Below are 17,638 nucleotides of genomic sequence, written 5' to 3' on the forward strand. Positions count from 1 at the left end.
ACGATTGAGAGCCTGTAATGACGCTGAAAACATAGATGATGCCTGGTCTAACTAACATATTTCGGATCAAGCGTAAAAGTTGTGGGATGGTTGTTTAAATGTTTAATGGTTTAAAAGTTTAAAGTTTTTGTTTTTGCTTCGGTCTCTCGCTTGCTCCTTAGATACGACATTTTGGCACGCGAAGCCAGTTGATGTGTTGCCTAATGATAATCATCCAGGGTCAAATTCCACGTGTTTTTGCAATGCTTGTTAGTCGTCGTTAGTTCGTCTCTTGGTCGTCCTTTGGCCGTCCAAAGTTTGACGGGATTTTAAGCAGTGAAAAATGGTGACAAGCTGACACGCTGAGGGTGATAAATCTTTTGAGCGACTGGCGTAGGTTCCTTCGTCTGCTTCGCTATGGTGGAAGGGCCGGCAGAAGTTTATGCCAGCGATGCTCATCCGGAACATTTCAACCCAAGCCATTTTGTAGACCATCCCCCAACTTTTCAACATGGTCCCATATTGCGACAGGGTTTCTTTAGAATCTATCTCCAATGAAAAGGGATAGCCGAAGCTATCCCACACAGAAGAGGAGTCTATGGCAAATCTTCTTCAGAGTTCCCGAAACTTTTATTTCAACCCGAATATACCTTCCGTCACCGTGCTGTCGTGATCTTCGAGATGAACAAAATTTCCGGCAAACAATAATAGTTCTAACGCGTTTTTTTCCCGTTCTTCTTTGCTGCTTTTTTAGCGGTCGTTTCCTTGTAATCTGTCAAGGCATCAACAAGCGCTTGCAACTCTGGATCGAGGCCTGGTGAAAATTCTTCCGGCCGTTCAGGCGCTCCCGGATCAGGATAAGATTGCTCTGGTTCTGCCAGCGCTTCAAGCTCGGTGCCATCGTTGGCCGGAGATGCTCCCTGAAAGATCGTTGCCAGTTGTGAAGACTCCAGGTTGAAATGGTATTGCTGCCTGTTTATTCCCGCGTCAATAAGGGCCTGAACCTCTGGATAATCACTTGCTTCAAAAGCAGGGATGGGAAGGATCTTACCCCAGTTTACGCCGAGCGTTTCCAGGGCTTTTGCGAAAGCCATCTGGTGCGCGGAGTCGCGAGCGATCAAAAATGCAACAGTAGAGCGTAATGTCTTGTTCGAAGACATTTGATAAATGCGGCATTTCTGCAGGCGGCCTGTTGCTTCAAGAACAAGGTTATCTAACAGATCGAGCACTAAATTTCCGTGGGCATGTACATATGACCCCTGCCATGGGTTCCCGGCAGCATCTACAGGCAATGCGGCCTGTGCGCCTACAATAAAATGATGCGGGTTCATTTGCTCTTTCGCCATATCCATGGGAGCTTCTCCTCCGGCACCCGGCGTGGCAAATTTGTCGCCCTGGTAGCGTGGACTGCCATCCAGGAGTTGAGAGATGGTTTTGGTGATCAGTTCCACGTGACTGATCTCTTCAATTCCCACTGACTGGATCAGATCCCGGTAAGGCGCGGCATTACCCCTGAAATTAAAGCTTTGAAAGAGGTATTGCATCATCGTGCGCATTTCGCCGAACTGGCCACCGAGTCCTTCCTGTAATGCATTAGCTGCTGAGGGATCCGGTTCATCTGCAACGATAGGATTGATTAGTTCACGAACATGATAAAACATAGTTTCCAGTTTTAATGATTAAGTTTCTATATAGATTAATCTGATCAATACATAAGCCAAGATCTGTCTCATGCATAGCCTGGCTTTATTCCTGTAAGAAGTCCGGGTATTCCCTGATCATTTAATGGGTTATATAAATAACAAGGATGGATCTGACACTATATTATCTCAGGGCAGGGGATTTAACACGACGTGCTTTGTGACAGATATGATACACTCCGGTAAGTAATTGCTGGCTACATTGCCGCTGGGAATTATCTACAATTATCAGGCAACAATTATCCGACCTTTTATTGCTTTAGATCATGTCTTCATTCTTATAGACAGGTTTAGGCAGCTGCAAGCAACCTTTAGTAGGGGCGGTTATAGTTGATCGATAAGAACATCCTGGGTCAAGACTCCGACAGTTCGTGACAGGTCAATGCACCGGAATGGGGGAAAGTCGTGGTTGTCATTAAGTTCTCCATAAAATATATTAGTCTTTTCTGAATGGGAGTCATTCCATTCAATATAAACTCTCAGGGATTTCCCTGAGGGCATTATGTTCCCCTGTTAATTCCGCAAGGCGACTTCATTTTCAATTCGCCATAGCATCATATGATCGTGATGGTCACGGCCTGTGAATTAAACAGATATTTTCACTTATGTTGCCATGATATTTGGTAAGGGCTTCTGCATACGAAACTGACGAGGTATTTTTTCCTTCTTTGCCATGTAAGATCAGGCAGAAATGAGAAAATGATCGGCAATTGTATATACATGCTGCATGTCAGCATTTGTCGATTTGCCAATGATCTATCAGATAGTGACCTTCCTGTTACTGCAAAGCGATCTTATATATTCTCAACGGGATGTTCCGTCACGATCAATAATACAATTACCCTTGTACCGTTGTATCAAAAACCGGCTGTTATGTCGCTGCTGCATTCAGCGCGCAGTCATCTCATTTTGCTCTCGGGCGTTATGCGGTAAGGTCTTTTTACAGACTTTTCTTCAGGATAGGTTAACAGAACAACGGTCATTTCCAACACAGCGATGGTGAGGTGGGGTAGCCAGACATGCCGGGAGAAGCCGGCGATCCACGGTGAGATGGCTAAAAAGAGTGCGCCTAACAGATCAAGCGTTAAATGAAAAGGCATGGGAAGTTTCTTTATAACGCCTGCTTCGTAGTTAGTGAATAAGCTATAGAGAATAGTGCTGCCGCCCAATACGACAGGTATCCAGGTTTCGGCGCCATTCCGGTAAAATCCAAATAACCAGGGAGATGTTGCAAGCGTCAAGCCGACCGTGTAGTCCAATGCTCCGTGAAGTTTTGTAGAGATGATCTTCATAGTTGTCATGCTTTATACAGGGATATAAGCGTGCCAATGTTTAGCTTATAAAATTCATCTGCCATACTCTTCACGTTGGGAATTTATTTTGGCGGAGATAGGCGAGAGGCGCCAGCTTGGTACCGCAAGAAAGTTTGACGAATATCAATTATTGTAACCTGTAACACTGGCGTTTGGGAGAGTAAGGGAAAACAATGAAACGACTTCAGATTCCCTCTCCACCAACCATTGAGGAAGTGATGCCTCCGGATCGAATGCCCAGTGATCCTGGCTGTTAACCAGACTAAAGCCGTAAGAAGGGCCATCTATATCTGTCGCAAGTCCATCAAAAAAACGGTCAGTCCGATAACGGAACTGGTATTTACGCCTTCCTTTTGTGACGCAGATAATGGTGATTTTTATTTGAAAAGGTAAGGCTTGCATATATAGCGGCCCGTTAGCCGGGCAACATATATGATGGCAATAACGTGCCATAACGAACTTTATGTCCGCAGGATGTTACTTATCAGTTGAAGAACCTGAAAGGATATGACGGCCGATGAAAAAGGGCCGTGATAGAAATCAAGCCCCGTTTTTATTTATCCAATATCCTATGAAAAACCTTTGTAAAAATAAAATCCGGAAAGCAGTTTCAGCGAATACATTTCTATCTAAATATTATAGAATTCACATGTTTTAGCTCAGCTTGTAATCCTGTTGATCTTCCGGAAGTCTGCGCTGATCAGACCTTAAAGAAGTACTCATTTCAGAATGTAAATAAAAGTGGGCTGCCGGGGCAACCCACTCAAGAGAATATTCTGTATGATCTGAGTGTTAGTATGTCAACTGTAATTCAACTCTTCTGTTCCTGGCCCGGCCTGCGGCAGTTTTGTTATCAGCTACAGGATTTGCTTCACCCATACCGGTACTTTTTAACCGTGATTCAGCCACTTCTTTCTGAACGAGGTAGTTTTTAACGGATTCGGTTCTTTTTTGCGACAATGCCAGATTGAATTCATCTGAACCTTTGTCATCAGTATAACCTTCGATCGTCAGGTTAGCCGTTTCATACTTCTTCAGCAAGACGATCAGTTCATCTAACTGATTCAAAGACGCCGTTTTTAACTTAGCGCTATTGTTCTCGAAGAACAGCTTACTGGCGATCTGTGTGATCTTTGTTTTATCTTCTGTACTCACTTCCGGGCAACCTTTATTCGCAATAGTTCCGGCAACGTCAGGGCACCTGTCTTCATTGTCTGCTACTCCGTCCCCGTCTTTATCAGGGCAACCTTTCAGTGCAAGTACGCCGGCAAGATCAGGGCAAGCATCCTCTTCATTCACGACACCATCTTTGTCGTTATCGAGTGTACAACCGGTGGTATCCACTTTAAAGCCAGCTGTTGTGCCCGGGCACTTATCGTCAATATCTGCGACGCCATCCGCATCTGCGTCCGGACATCCGCGTAATGCTGATGTGCCAGCTACTTCAGGGCAACGGTCATCCTGGTCGGCAATGCCATCTCCATCTTTGTCCGGACATCCCTTCAACAGTTCCGTACCTGCCACATCCGGGCAATTATCGAGGTAGTCGGGTACTCCGTCCGCATCTTTATCAAGCGGGCAACCTTTTTTATCGACCATGGTGTTGGTCGGCGTATTGGCGCATTTGTCAAGACGATCTGCCACGCCATCATTATCTGCATCTTTTTTCTTGCCAAAATTGAACGCCAGTCCTACTGTATGAAGCAGGTATGCATCGTTCCTGTCAGCTACCACACCATCTCTGTCATCTTCGGTACTGTACATGAAAACTTCCTGCACGTTCAGCATAAGGGATGGTCCGAGTTTGAAATTTATACCACCACCGAATGAAGGCGCGATAAAGTCGACCTTTTCATCCTTCACATCAAGATTCTTATCAAATAAGATGGCACCGCCGCCCACCATCAGATAAGGCCTGACGGGCGAGTTGGGACCCAGTATATTGAACCTGAAATTCAGCAGGGCCGATGTGAAATCATTCTTGAAATTGCCTATATTGCTTCTGTATCCCATCGTTCCTTTTGTTGCAAGCAGATTTACATCAAAATTACCGCCGAGGTATCTGGACAAGGATAAACCGCCAAAACCATAGTACGTGCCATTGGTTTTATAGAAGTCATTACCCAGGTCACCATTATATTGCGAAACTCCACCGTGTAATCCTATTGCCCATTTTTTATCCTGGGTCTGGGCAGACGCCGAAAGTATACCGATCACACAGCAAGCTGCAATTAAAATTCTTTTCATTTGTTGCTTTTTAGTTCCATCAAAGGTGGTTCAAGCTTTTGGTTGCATCATTATACAATTAAGCATATCCCTTACACCTCTTTACAATTCGCTGTTAAATTATTTCGTGATGCGTGCTTTCTTTCACCAGGTCAATCTGCTATGTTCCGGGAACAAAAAATGATCGCCTTGGAGCGATCATAATGCAAGGAGGGGGAAAAACTAATTGATATCTTTTCTCATTGCTCTTAGTTTGGATTTTGGCAAATGGATCTGAAAGCCAATGCCGATGTTAAGTGAATTGTTGGTGGTCGCGTTACCGAATCCCACCGTAAGGTTATATTTAGCGAGCGCTTCCAGGGCAATATTTTCATTCAGGAAATACGCAATCCCGGGTCCCAATCCGATTCCGAGTCCATTTGTATTCGTGCTGCCGGAGCCGGATACTTTTTTGTTGGAGCCATAAATGCCAACATTGCCATCGACAAACCAGCGCGTTTTTTTTACATCGGTCAGGGCTCTTTTTTTAAGGTAATACCTGGCTACAGGTCCTACGCCGTAATTGATCGTAGTAAAGCCATCACCCGTCTGCAATCCAAAAAGCACTTCGGCTCCCAGGGCGAAATCGTCTGCGATGAACCAGGCTACTCTTGGCGTGAGGTCGAAGCTGAAAGAAGTGTTGCCTTTTTGAAAATTGAGGTCGATGTTTGAGATCTGGCCACCGATGATGTACCAGTCTTTTTTAGTTTGTGTATAAGCAGCTGTGCTGAACAGCGTTACTATCAGGGTAAGTGTAAAGATCCTTTTCATGTTTTTTGAGTTGATTAAACAATAGATGTCATATTATGCTGAGGGGTTAGCGATCTCGCGGCTCTGTTGCCGGATCATTTGAAGCAATGATCGGGGCAAAGACTCCTCTTTTAACAGCAGGTGTTGATAATGCTCTGTCAGTATTGCTTCCATCTTCATCCAGGTACTTTTGCACTCGCTTGCCGATAACCCGTCCAAAATATTTAATGCATTTTTCCATGCCTGCTGGTATTGATTTTCCCTGTTGGCAATGGATTGTACTGCATCACCGAAATCCGAAAGCTCATCGGTGAGCTGAGTGATCCATCCCGTACTTTGAAGGACTACCGGAGTATCGGCGGCATCTTCAAGTGTCGGATTTAACCTCCTGGCAGCGTCTATGCGTGTGGTATGAATGGCTATGAGTTCCTGCACGATATCTACAGGTTTATCGGTTTCACTTGTTGCCGGAGTGCTTTGCTGATCAATGTCTTCATGCATATACAAAGGTTGGGTATATCCTCCGGCGGTCTCTTACACAATTTCTCCTAAGTGTTACAAGATGTGCCGGCAGGGCAAATTCCGTAAAAAATCATGTAAGTTTTTTGAATGCCGGTATAACAATTACCGTTTGGCTACTCCGCAACTTTGCAGGATCATTGATTGGTTGATCCTTCACGCATAATTTTATCGGAAGCTGCCTTTAATGAGAGTTTGACAGTAAAAAACAGTTTACATGAAAAAAGAAATCCGGAAATCTTTGTCGCGGTTATTAACCTCAGGTATCCGCGATCTCTATTGTGCGGAAAAGGAGATTGCCCGAGTGCTGCCTAAAATGATCAGGGCTGCCACATCGCCCATCCTCAAACGGGCATTTCAGGAGCACCTGGATATTACCCACATACATGTGAACAGGTTACTCGAGGTATTCCGATGGATCGGCCATAAGCCTAAAGGAAAGAAATGTGTGCCGATACGGAATATCATCAGGGAAGGAAAGTATGCGCGTGAACTTGCTGTCAATGGGTCCGCATCAAGAGATCTTGGCCTCATCTTTACGGCTCAGAAGATGGAATGCTATGAAATTGCCGGATATGCGATACTGGCCAATGTTGCCACCGAGTTACTGCTCGATAATGTCGCAGATACCCTTTTTCGAACACATGAAGAAGAGGTTGAAGCCGGCACTATGTATGCTGATATTGCATCAAATGATATCATCCACCCGGCATTTCACCTCAACTGAAAGACGCTGCCGATGCTATGGCATTCAACACGCTGTTAGTGACCTGTGTACATATCTACCCCACGTGTTAAGATAGTTGCTGATGAAGCATTTTTTCATTTTGAATGCTGGGTATGTCCTGTTTATTCCTGTTTTATTATTCAGACATAAGATAAAAACGATATCTCTCGCATCTTCTGATCAATCTCTTACCTGACAGGGAGTTAGTGGTATTTCGTTCAGTTGGATAAACACGGGGGAATCTCTTCCGTGAACTTTTGCCTTAGATCATCGTTCCATACCGATAAATGTTGACGATAGGGCAGAAGGAAAATGTATCTGGAACAGATATTGGATATTTACTGGTAAGAAAACTTATCAATGAACTTTTATGTAAAATATGATCTCCAGGTTATTTGCCGGAACCTGTTGTTAGAAAAGATCGGGATGATCGGATTGGATTGCCAGCTGAACAATACCAATGAACTGAGCTTCCGGGAAGAAGTTTCCCCGGATTTCCTCGCAACGATCAATGAGGGCTTTCGGAATGCAGGCATAGAAATAGTTGCTTCCCCCGAAAGCATCATTGTAGAAAAGACGAAAGAAGCGATACTTGAACTGATTTCGGAAGAAGATAATCTGGTACTTTCCAAAACCTCCCATCACCTTGCCAGAACGCTCAACGTCAGTTACCGATATCTTGCTGCCGTTTTTTCCGAAGTGACCTACTCCACAATAGAAAACTATATTATCCTGCAAAAGGTGGAACGCGCCAAAGGAATGATCGCTGCGGGGATACTAACCTTCACCGAAGTGGCCTGGAAACTGAACTACAGCAGTGTGGGGCATTTCAGTATGCAGTTTAAAAATACGACCGGACTTACTCCTACATTATTTAAAAAGATCATAACCCAAAGGCGCAATAATCAGCAAGCAGCATTTTCGATGAACGAAAGTCCTGGTCTGAACATTTAGCAAGAGTCATGAATAACAATGAAACAATAAGAATATTGCTGGTGGATGATGATGAGGATGATCGTGCAGATTTTATTGCTGTATTTGCAGGTCTGAGAATGAATACTTTCGTAGAGACTTTGAAGGATGGTGTGGCATTGATGAACTATCTTATGAATGATGCGGCAAAACTACCTCATATACTTTTCCTGGACCTGAACATGCCCAAAAAATCAGGACTGGAGTGCCTGATAGCTATTAAGAAGATCGATCGGCTGAAAGATCTCACGATCGCAATCTATTCGACCTCTTCGTCGCAAAAGGATATTGAAGATACGTTTGTGAACGGCGCTAATATCTATATAAGAAAACCGACACATCCTACCATGCTGAAGAAAATACTCATGCATGTGCTGGCAATCAACTGGCAGTACCATACATCTGGACTGAATAAGGATAATTTTTTATTGCAGTTGTGAGGGCAGGACATCATGACCCTGGTTTAAGAAGCCGGCTTAAGTAACGCTGGCACCGGTTCTTTCTTGATCTTCCTGGTTCTGGCTGTCGTGTGCCTGACGCGTGTCAATGGAAAGTTAACGGTGATCATATACTCTCCTTTGCGGTGTGATACGCTACTTACGCTTCCCTGCGCCAGCTCCGCCCTGCTTTTGATCGTTGTAAGTACAGCCTTCTTTTCACGGGAAGTATGTTTCTTGCGTCCGTCATCGGAGATGACCAAAATAAGATGTTTGTTCTTTTTGCCAATACTGATGGAGGCCCGGGTAGCAGAGCGATCGATCATATTGATAAGCTGCTCCTGGATGATACGGTACAATGTTTCCTGCAACTGTTCATTCAACTCTTCTGGTAGAACTGAAAACACCGAAAAGCGGATGTGCATTTTTTGCGATAGCGAAACTTCCGCAATGAAACCTCGGAGTGTCTCGAATATGCCGACAGAACTAAAATGGGGCTTTAAAAGGCCATTGGCGAGCAGCCTGATCTCCGTGATCACTTCCTTCACGTACTGCAGGGCTCTTGTGGCATTTTCGCGTCTTTGGGTTTTGGAAGTGACGGCCATATCCAGATGCATTCTCGAAGCGATCAGTGCCTGGCCGATATTATCGAATAATTCGCGACCAATGCGTTCATTCTCGCCATCCCGGAATGCGAGGATCTCCTGCTCTGTTTTTCGTTGATTCATCAGCAGCCAGTCGAGCCGCTGCTGATGTTTTAAAAGCCTGTTGGAGATATCCTGGGTGATCCCGATCAGTTTGACCGCCTTTTTTTCAGCGTTCCTGATAATACAGGCGCGGTTATGTACGGGAATAAATACCCCGGCGGAGTTTCTGAACCGGTATTCCTGTTCCCACATGGTTGTATCGGGTTCTGAAATGGCAACAGACAATCGCGCCAGTACCAGGTTTCTTTCATCAGGATGTATCATGGCTTCCCACCAGTGCTCGCAAATCAGCTGGTTTTCTATTTGGTAACCAAATACGCGTTTGTGGCCTCCATCTATCCAGTTGATCTTATTACCGGAGAGGTCTTTTTCCCACAAACAGTCGCGGCTGAAATTCGCTAAAAGGGTATAATGTTCAAGACTATTTCTGAAAAACTGGTATTGATCTGGATTTTCGAAGAACATGTTCGTACTGTTTTCTTTATCTATTCCATGCCCGTCAGTGCAGGCACGGTATAGCTGATTTAGTTGGTTATTGCCGGTGATGTCATTATCCTTACATCCTTTCCTCAAATGTTTTCAGGCCCCTTGATTCAGTCCATACCTGATGGTCGAGACTGTCTCGCTAATACCTGTTGGTGATGAATGATGGCATCGCAAGTGTTGCAACGATAAGCGGAGGAAAGGGCAGGAGAAATGGTCATTTCGGCTCGGTATTTAAAACTATGAAATGCAGTGGAGACGGTTATTATATCGAAAAAGAGAAATCAGGTCAAATTCACAGATGGTAGCATGACTCTTGCCTGATTAAAGATGTGAAGTTGTCCGAGGGTATGATAAGCGGTCGTATTGGAATACTAATAATCCGCCAAACGCTATTATTAGCATGAGCTGTATTGTATAATTAATCTAAATTGGTGTATCGCGCCACCCGCCGGGGAAATAAGGTTTGTTTCCTGCATATCACTCTTTAACCGACTTAGCCACCTCTAATGTATCTATTTATAAAAAATATGGTATGCGTACGGTGCAGGATCATTGTGGAGGAGATCCTGACCAGGTTGAATGTTCCTTTCGAAAAAGTGGAACTCGGAAAAGTGACGATGAGTTCAGGGTTAACGCCCGATCAGCGGCACCTGCTGGATGTATGGTTAGCGCATTATGAACTTGAAGTGATGGATAATGCAAAGCAGATCCTCGTAGAGCGTATCAAGATCTCCATCATCGAAGTGTTTCATTCTAAAAATGATGATCTGCTTCTTAAGTTTTCCGAGCATCTCAGTAAGGACTTAAGCTATGATTATACTTACCTGGCCAATGTTTTTTCTGAAGTCGAAGGAAGCACAATAGAAAAATTTTACATTCAACAGAAGATACAGCGGGTAAAAGAACTGATCATGTATGAAGGAATGGGACTGAAAGAAATAGCATATTCGCTTAACTACAGCAGCGTCTCACATCTTTGCAAACAGTTTAAAAAGGTGACGGGAAAAACCCCGGCCGGTTTCCGGAAAGACTGGCAAGCTCCCATGAAGGAAAAGACGGAGAATGAGATATACATTCGGTAATGATGATCCCCCAATAAATTTTTAACCATGTCAGCTAACAGATATTTGCTCATTATCGACGATGACTCCGATGACAGGGCTCTTTTTATCGAAGCAGTGAAGGAGATTGATGCCACTATCCGGTGTGTATCCGCAGACAACGGGCAGCATGCGCTTGAACTTTTGCATACTTCTCCAGACAGGTTGCCTGACTTTATCGTGCTTGATCTTCGCATGCCCAGGTATAGCGGCAAGCGTTTTCTCTTTGAAATAAAGAATGACCAACGCTTGAAAAATATTCCCGTGATCATCTATACCACTTCGAAAAGTGTTGAAGAATCAAATGAGCTGGCAAGACTGGGAGCGTGCCATTTCATGACCAAACCCCGGAATTCCGGGGAGATTTATTATCTTGCCTCATTCATTCTGGGAGAAAAATGGGTTTTACCGGAAAGTCATATGCGCCCGCCGGACATAAGCAACTAGCTGTACTTCCCCTTGGTTTCCTTCTTAATACACAGAATTCCGCCAAACAATTATTGGATGAAGAGAAACTCTCCTGCAAAAAAAGCAATTAAGAAATCAACCGGTAAAGTTCGGGCCAAGGAAAAGAAATATCCGATAACGTCAACGGATCCTGTCAGCAAAAGGGCGCTGTTCCCGGTTGTGGGAATAGGTGCATCAGCCGGGGGTCTTGAATCTGTTACGGAGCTTTTGAAAAGCCTTCCGTCATCAACCGGGATGGCCTTTCTTTATGTGCAACACCTGAGCCCGGAACATGAAAGCCTTCTGTCTTCAATATTGCCGAAGGTTAGTAAGATCCCGGTGCAGGAAGCAGTGAATGGCATGGTCATCCGTCCCGATACGCTGATCGTGATCCCTGCCAAAAAAGAAATGACGATCAGAGGAGGGAAGATCCTTTTATCCCCGCGTTTGTCAAAGAACAAGGTCAATGTCTTGATAGATGTTTTCTTTACTTCACTGGCCGAAGAATTTCAGGAAAAAGCATTCGGCGTTATCCTGTCTGGAAATGCTACCGATGGTACACATGGACTGGAAGTGATCAAAAGCTCGGGTGGTATCACCTTTGCCCAGGATGATACGGCGAAATTTACCGGTATGCCGCATTCCGCGATCGCTGCCGGAGTGGTGGATTTTATTCTGAGCCCTTCTGAGATCGCCCGCGAACTCGTCTCCTTCAGCCGTCATCCGTTTGTTAAGGGAAAGGCTTTTGCAAAAGATCCTGCCAGTGAGGAGGATGAAAGCAATAGTCCTCATCTCAAATCCATCCTTCACCTTTTGCAACAGACATATGGCGTAAATTTCTCTCTTTATAAACTCAATACCATTAAAAGGCGGATCATTCGGCGTATGCTGCTGTCCCGCATCAGGTCGTTAAAGGCCTATGAGTTGTGGCTGAAAGATAAACCTGAGGAACAGGATATCTTGTTCAACGATCTCCTGATAAATGTGACCAATTTTTTCCGTGATGGGGACGCCTGCAGATATCTCAAATCAACATTACTACCAAAATTGCTAAAGACCAGGAAAACTGGTGAGCCACTAAGGATCTGGGTGACCGCATGTTCTTCCGGAGAAGAGGCTTATTCAATAGCAATGATGTTTCTGGAGATCAGGGACGGAACGCGGTTTAAAAACAGCAACATACAAATATTCGCGACGGACCTTAGTCGCCAGGCGATCAGCAAGGCCCGTGTAGGTGTTTATACAAAGCAGCAGGTAGAATATGTTTCCCCCGCCCGTTTGCAGCGTTTTTTTACAAAATATGACGGAGGATACCGGATCGCACAAAAGGTGCGCGACCTGTGCGTGTTTGCACCGCATAACATACTTAGTGATCCGCCATTCTCCCGGATAGACTTTATCAGCTGCTGTAATTTGCTGATCTATTTTGATGCAGCAGCACAAAGAAAAGTGTTGTCTACCTTTCACTATTCGCTCAACCCGGAAGGATATCTTCTTTTAGGCAGATCCGAAACAACTGCTTCCGCTCCGCAGTTGTTCACATCTTTGGGAACGAAAGTGAAATTATATACGCGTAAAAAGAACTCAGGTCCGGGATTACTTCCTGCTCCCGATTACCGTTACCGCAACCCGCGCCAGCACGTCGAAGATCCGGCAAACGGTAAAAAGAAACTAATAACTCCCTTAGCCAATACGAGCACACTGGATGCAGCAGTTAATTCCGTGCTGCTAAGCAAATACGTTCCACCCGGCGTGGTGATCAACCAACAGATGGATATATTACAATTCAGGGGTAATACATCGCAATACCTGCATCATCTCGAAGGGAAGGCCACGTTAAATATCCTGAAGATGTCGCGCCCTGAAATAGCATTTGAGCTTCGTAATGCGATTGGAAAAGCTTTCAAATCAGGAAAAGCTGTTGCGAAAAAGAATATCGTGTTAAATAGCGGAAGCATGTTGTCTTTGGAAGCGGTGCCGGTTGTAACGGATGCGGAAGAACCTGCCATGCTGATACTATTTACGAAGACCGAAGCTGCGGAAACTCGTTCCGGAAAGGGTAGCACTAAAAAGCTTACGGGCGAAAATGAAAAAAGAGTTGCCCGGCTTGAAGAAGAAATTGCAGCTTACCGGGAAGATCTTCTTTCTATGGGACATAACCATGAGGCTGCGGTGGAAGAATTGCAGAGTGCGAATGAGGAGGTGTTAAGCAGCAATGAAGAATTGCGAAGCATCAATGAAGAGCTGGAGACTTCGAAAGAGGAGATCCAGTCAGCAAACGAGGAACTCGCGACCTCTAATCAGGAGCTGCAAACACGAAATGAACTATTGGACGAGTCATACCGGTATTCCGAAGCCATCATTGCCACTATACACGATCCGATGGTAGTACTGGATAACGCAATGCGCGTCAAAACAGCTAACCGGTCTTTTTATCAACGGTTCTACCTGACAGAAAAAGAAACAGAAGGAAGTTCTTTCTTTGATATTGGAGCAGGAACCTGGAATATTACAAAGCTGAAGAAATACCTGAAAGGAATAGATCAGAAAAATACCGGGTTCAAAGATCTGGAAATAGAGCAAACGTTTCCCAGGATCGGAAAGGTGATCATGCGGGTAAATGCAAAAAGGATCATTCAACCTGCCCATCGTGAACAATTATTACTTCTGGCCATTGCCGACGTTACCGAGCTCGTGGCGAAGCAACGTGCAGAAAAATTTGAACTGCAACAAAGAATTACGATACAGGAAGAACTGGCGAACGCGAGTAAACAGGCTGATGAATACATTCGAAGTATATTTTCACAGGCTCCGGTACCGGTGATTGTCTTAAAAGGCAAAACATTTGTTATGGACCTGGTGAACGACAAAGCCCTCGAAACATTCCAGTTGCGAAGGGAAGACCTTTCTGGCAAACCATTTTTCAGGAAATTTCCTGAATTCCATGAAGCGCGTATCGGGTCTATTCTTACCAGAGTTTACCAAACAGGCGAATCTTATTCCGCAGAACAGTTTCGTATCCCTGATAAAAATGGAAAAGGGGAAGGAGACCGTTATTTCAATTTTACATTGAACGCTGTTCGTAATTTGGGTGGTGAAGTCAATGGTGTAATTGCCGCTGGAATAGATGTTACCCAGGAAGTAAATGCGCGCCGTGAGATCGAAAAGCAGTCCTCAGGTTTTGAAACTGCTGTCCGTCTGCGCACCATGGAATTGAATCTTGCCAACCAGGAACTGGCTTCCACCAACAACATTTTAAAAAAGGTAAACAAAGAGCTGGCATCATTTGCCTATGTGTCAAGCCATGATCTTCAGGAACCTTTAAGGAAAATTCAGCTCTTTGTCAGCAAGATCCAGTCACAGGAATCCGAAGGGCTGACTGAAACTGGCAAGCAATACTTTTCAAAAGTGCAAGATGCGTCAGTGCGGATGCAAAAGCTCATTGAAGATCTGCTGGCATTTGCACAGATCAACACCAGCGAGATCAAGGCCGAAATTGCAGATCTGGAAAAAATCACTTTAGAAGTGGTGCATGAACTGGCGGAAGAAATCGCCGCTAAAAATGCAAAAGTGGAGGTGGGAACACTATGTTTTGCCCGTATCATCCCCTTCCAATTTCATCAACTGATGCAGAACCTGATCAGCAATGCATTGAAATTCGTGGAGCCTGGAAGAGATCCGGTTATTATTGTCGAAGGAAAAATTGCAAAAGGAAATGATTTACAATATGCCGAACTGCTGGATGATTCCCATTATTGTCATATCAGCGTTACCGACAACGGGATCGGTTTTGAACCTGAGTTCAGTGAGCAGATCTTTGAAGTGTTTCAAAGGTTACACGGGCAGCAGGAATACCCGGGCACGGGCATTGGGCTGGCGATAGCGAAAAAGATCGTTGAATTCCATAAGGGAATCATCACCGCCAACAGTGAACTGGGAAAAGGGACAAGATTTGATATTTACCTGCCGGAGGAATAGGAAGTGTTGTTGTCCGGTGACTGGTAGATGCAAAGCCAACTTCAGTAAGGGGGGCGGCGAATGAGCAACGGCCAACGGACAACGAAATGCGGAAGGGAAAGTTACGCTGTATCTTCTTTTTCCCTTTTTGAGCAACTTATCGGGATCAACCTACCAGGATATTATCTTTCTGAGCGGTCAAAAAGAATGGTCGCAAATTAGCAGTACCATGGTAAATAAATTAGTCATCAAAAATTATTACCATGAAAATTCTATTAGGAACAGCAGCGCTTACTTTGGGATTATTTGCATTTGCGGGTTCAGGCGAACAACCGTCATCATCGGTCACTTGTGATCCTTCAGCCACATCTGTTTACCAGGACACTATTCCGCGCAAAGATACAATGAAGAAAAAAGATAAGACCCGCAAAGATAAAAGGGAGAAACGTGATACGATGTATCAGAATCATCTCTAGAAAAAAAGCTGACCCATCACGGTCAGCTTTTTTTATGTTCGTTTTAATGGTTATTAGCTGAGGCAGCTGATGCAGTTTTGTATACGCCCTTAATTAATTCCGGGCAACGATAAGATCTATATCATCTCATCCATCAGCTAATTCGTCCAGTATGAATCAGCTGATCTTTTAGCAGATTTTCAGGCATACTCATGCGATGACGAAAGAGTGGTTCCCCTGCCCATCAATTATTTGTACTCCTGGCTCCGCTTATTTTAACAGCTTCCGGCTGATCACTTCTTTTCCCTGGATTACCTGGAGCAAATAGGTTCCTTTCTGCAATCTTCCGAGATCTTCGAGTGTGTAAATGAGTTTTCCATTCACAGTGGACAGCTGGCGGGTGAGAATGGTTCTTCCTGTCATATCGCTTAGTCTCAGGGTGAGGTTTCCAGTAGCCGGGAAGCTGCCATCCAGGTAAACTTTATCGCTGAATATAGTGGGATAGGCAGACAGTTCAAGGGACCGGTTGTTCCTGCCCGGCGTTATTTCTACCGTTTTAGAGTAGCGGAAGCTGCTGTCCTTATCGACCAGCTTTAACCGGTAATATAGTTTCTCAGGGTTCTGATAAGCGGCCGCAGGCTGTTGGTCGATGTATTCATATTGCACTTTGTTCGCAGATTCAACGGAAGGTTTGCTACCGATGGGGGCGAACTGTCTTGCGTCCGCACTGCGTTCTACTTCAAAATGGCTGAAGTTGACCGCATCGGCTGTTTCCCAGCGCAACAGGACGTTTTCCTCTCCGTATTGGGCAGTGAACGAAAGGAGGGTGACCGGAACGACAATGCCGCTGGACTGGATATTGAATGCAATATGAATAAGGGCTGAATGGACATCGGTAGTCCAGGCCATCGAAACGGAAGCTGCACCGGGCTTCGTGCTGGTACTGTAATTGCCGAACCCGTTACCGGCTCCGAAATTGACAGAGCCGGAATTGTTGGTTACGGTCTGTCCAGCACCAGGCGTTCGCACGCCACCGCTTACATTATGCCAACTGTCAAATATGTCGAATACCAGGTCGCCCGACGCGCTCGGGACGTTCAGGGTGCTCACTGAAGGCGTGACGGAATTCTGCGCTGTGCGGAAGCTCGCGGCGGGTAAGGGATCCGACTGATTCACGCGTTGAAAGACTCTTGCAGAAATGATCTTTGCCGTATGGGAAGCGGTGCTGCTTACCACTACAATATTTCCGGACGTTGCGGAAGCGCTTGAACCCAGGGCCAGGACAAAAATCGCATCACAGGCGAAGCCATCCGCCACCTGTCGTGCTTTGATTAGCGGAGTACCGTTAAACGTTACGCTATTGATATTGATTGTGCCTCCATCGGATGCGGTCACCAGCAGGATGCGGTTAGTGCCAGCCGGGACAGTGAAGCCCGTGATGGTGTTGGTCTGTGTGACCATTACAGATGTTCCCAGGGAGCCGACCTGGCTGTGCGCGTTCACGAGACTGGAAAGAAGAAGTACTGATCCGAAAAGAATGCGAATGACTGAAAGGCTCATACGGGCAAAGCGTAGAAGTTTATTCATCCGGAAAAATTTAAAGGTGTTGATGGGTACCACAAGAAATGTACCTATGCGTTTTGACCATATCGATGATCTATCAGTATTTAAAAGAGGTCAGCAGGGGGCGTTGTTGTAACAATGGGTGTAAAAAAAAGTAAACATTAACCACTGAACATAGCCCGCGATTAACAGCAATGTCCAGGACGCCTTTCGTCTTGTTAGAGTCTGATCAGGCGCCGGCGTGACATCAAATGTAGAAGA

The 17,638-nt window shown here is 45.1% G+C and carries 15 protein-coding genes; 7 read left to right on the forward strand and 8 right to left on the reverse strand.

What is annotated here, in order from left to right:
• Positions 1–692 precede the first annotated feature (692 nt).
• The 6 genes from LZZ85_RS12645 to LZZ85_RS12670 form a co-directional block, all read right to left on the reverse strand.
• Positions 693–1,640: a manganese catalase family protein gene (locus LZZ85_RS12645; RefSeq protein ID WP_237872215.1), complete on the reverse strand. Its 948-nt coding sequence runs from the start codon at positions 1,638–1,640 to the stop codon at positions 693–695.
• A 938-nt stretch (positions 1,641–2,578) separates the two neighbouring features.
• Complete coding sequence (locus LZZ85_RS12650) at positions 2,579–2,971, reverse strand: SPW repeat domain-containing protein (protein WP_237872217.1); 393 nt, start codon at positions 2,969–2,971, stop codon at positions 2,579–2,581.
• Between the two features lie 144 nt (positions 2,972–3,115).
• On the reverse strand, positions 3,116–3,394 hold the full coding sequence (locus LZZ85_RS12655; RefSeq protein ID WP_237872219.1) for a hypothetical protein: 279 nt from the start codon (positions 3,392–3,394) through the stop codon (positions 3,116–3,118).
• A gap of 390 nt (positions 3,395–3,784) precedes the next feature.
• Positions 3,785–5,239 (reverse strand): OmpA family protein, encoded by a 1,455-nt coding sequence (locus LZZ85_RS12660; protein WP_237872221.1) that lies wholly within the window; start codon positions 5,237–5,239, stop codon positions 3,785–3,787.
• 201 nt (positions 5,240–5,440) lie between these two features.
• Entirely contained in the window at positions 5,441–6,028 is a 588-nt protein-coding gene (locus tag LZZ85_RS12665) for an outer membrane beta-barrel protein (protein WP_237872223.1), read from the reverse strand.
• 33 nt (positions 6,029–6,061) lie between these two features.
• Complete coding sequence (locus tag LZZ85_RS12670) at positions 6,062–6,508, reverse strand: hypothetical protein (RefSeq protein ID WP_237872224.1); 447 nt, start codon at positions 6,506–6,508, stop codon at positions 6,062–6,064.
• A gap of 235 nt (positions 6,509–6,743) precedes the next feature.
• Between LZZ85_RS12670 and LZZ85_RS12675 the strand changes: the two genes are divergently transcribed.
• From LZZ85_RS12675 to LZZ85_RS12685, 3 genes are all read left to right on the forward strand, one after another.
• Positions 6,744–7,253, forward strand: a complete 510-nt coding sequence (locus LZZ85_RS12675; protein WP_237872226.1) for a DUF892 family protein — start codon at positions 6,744–6,746, stop codon at positions 7,251–7,253.
• A 360-nt stretch (positions 7,254–7,613) separates the two neighbouring features.
• Entirely contained in the window at positions 7,614–8,207 is a 594-nt protein-coding gene (locus LZZ85_RS12680) for a helix-turn-helix domain-containing protein (RefSeq protein WP_237872228.1), read from the forward strand.
• Between the two features lie 8 nt (positions 8,208–8,215).
• Positions 8,216–8,665: a response regulator gene (locus LZZ85_RS12685; RefSeq protein WP_237872230.1), complete on the forward strand. Its 450-nt coding sequence runs from the start codon at positions 8,216–8,218 to the stop codon at positions 8,663–8,665.
• 23 nt (positions 8,666–8,688) lie between these two features.
• Here LZZ85_RS12685 and LZZ85_RS12690 read toward each other — a convergent pair whose 3' ends face one another.
• A complete protein-coding gene (locus LZZ85_RS12690; RefSeq protein WP_237872232.1) occupies positions 8,689–9,942 on the reverse strand; it encodes a sensor histidine kinase in 1,254 nt (417 codons plus the stop codon).
• 440 nt (positions 9,943–10,382) lie between these two features.
• Here LZZ85_RS12690 and LZZ85_RS12695 point away from each other — a divergent pair, with 440 nt between their 5' ends.
• From LZZ85_RS12695 to LZZ85_RS12710, 4 genes are all read left to right on the forward strand, one after another.
• Positions 10,383–10,937, forward strand: coding sequence for a helix-turn-helix domain-containing protein (locus tag LZZ85_RS12695; RefSeq protein ID WP_237872234.1), 555 nt, complete (start codon positions 10,383–10,385; stop codon positions 10,935–10,937).
• A 27-nt stretch (positions 10,938–10,964) separates the two neighbouring features.
• Entirely contained in the window at positions 10,965–11,402 is a 438-nt protein-coding gene (locus tag LZZ85_RS12700; protein ID WP_237872237.1) for a response regulator, read from the forward strand.
• A gap of 57 nt (positions 11,403–11,459) precedes the next feature.
• Complete coding sequence (locus tag LZZ85_RS12705) at positions 11,460–15,380, forward strand: CheR family methyltransferase (protein ID WP_237872239.1); 3,921 nt, start codon at positions 11,460–11,462, stop codon at positions 15,378–15,380.
• A 242-nt stretch (positions 15,381–15,622) separates the two neighbouring features.
• Entirely contained in the window at positions 15,623–15,835 is a 213-nt protein-coding gene (locus tag LZZ85_RS12710) for a hypothetical protein (RefSeq protein ID WP_237872241.1), read from the forward strand.
• 249 nt (positions 15,836–16,084) lie between these two features.
• On the opposite strand, the gene LZZ85_RS12715 is transcribed toward LZZ85_RS12710, so the two are convergent.
• Positions 16,085–17,401, reverse strand: a complete 1,317-nt coding sequence (locus tag LZZ85_RS12715) for a T9SS type A sorting domain-containing protein (RefSeq protein WP_237872243.1) — start codon at positions 17,399–17,401, stop codon at positions 16,085–16,087.
• Positions 17,402–17,638: the final 237 nt, after the last annotated feature.

This window comes from Terrimonas ginsenosidimutans (assembly GCF_022012415.1).
Lineage (GTDB): Bacteria > Bacteroidota > Bacteroidia > Chitinophagales > Chitinophagaceae > Terrimonas_A > Terrimonas_A ginsenosidimutans.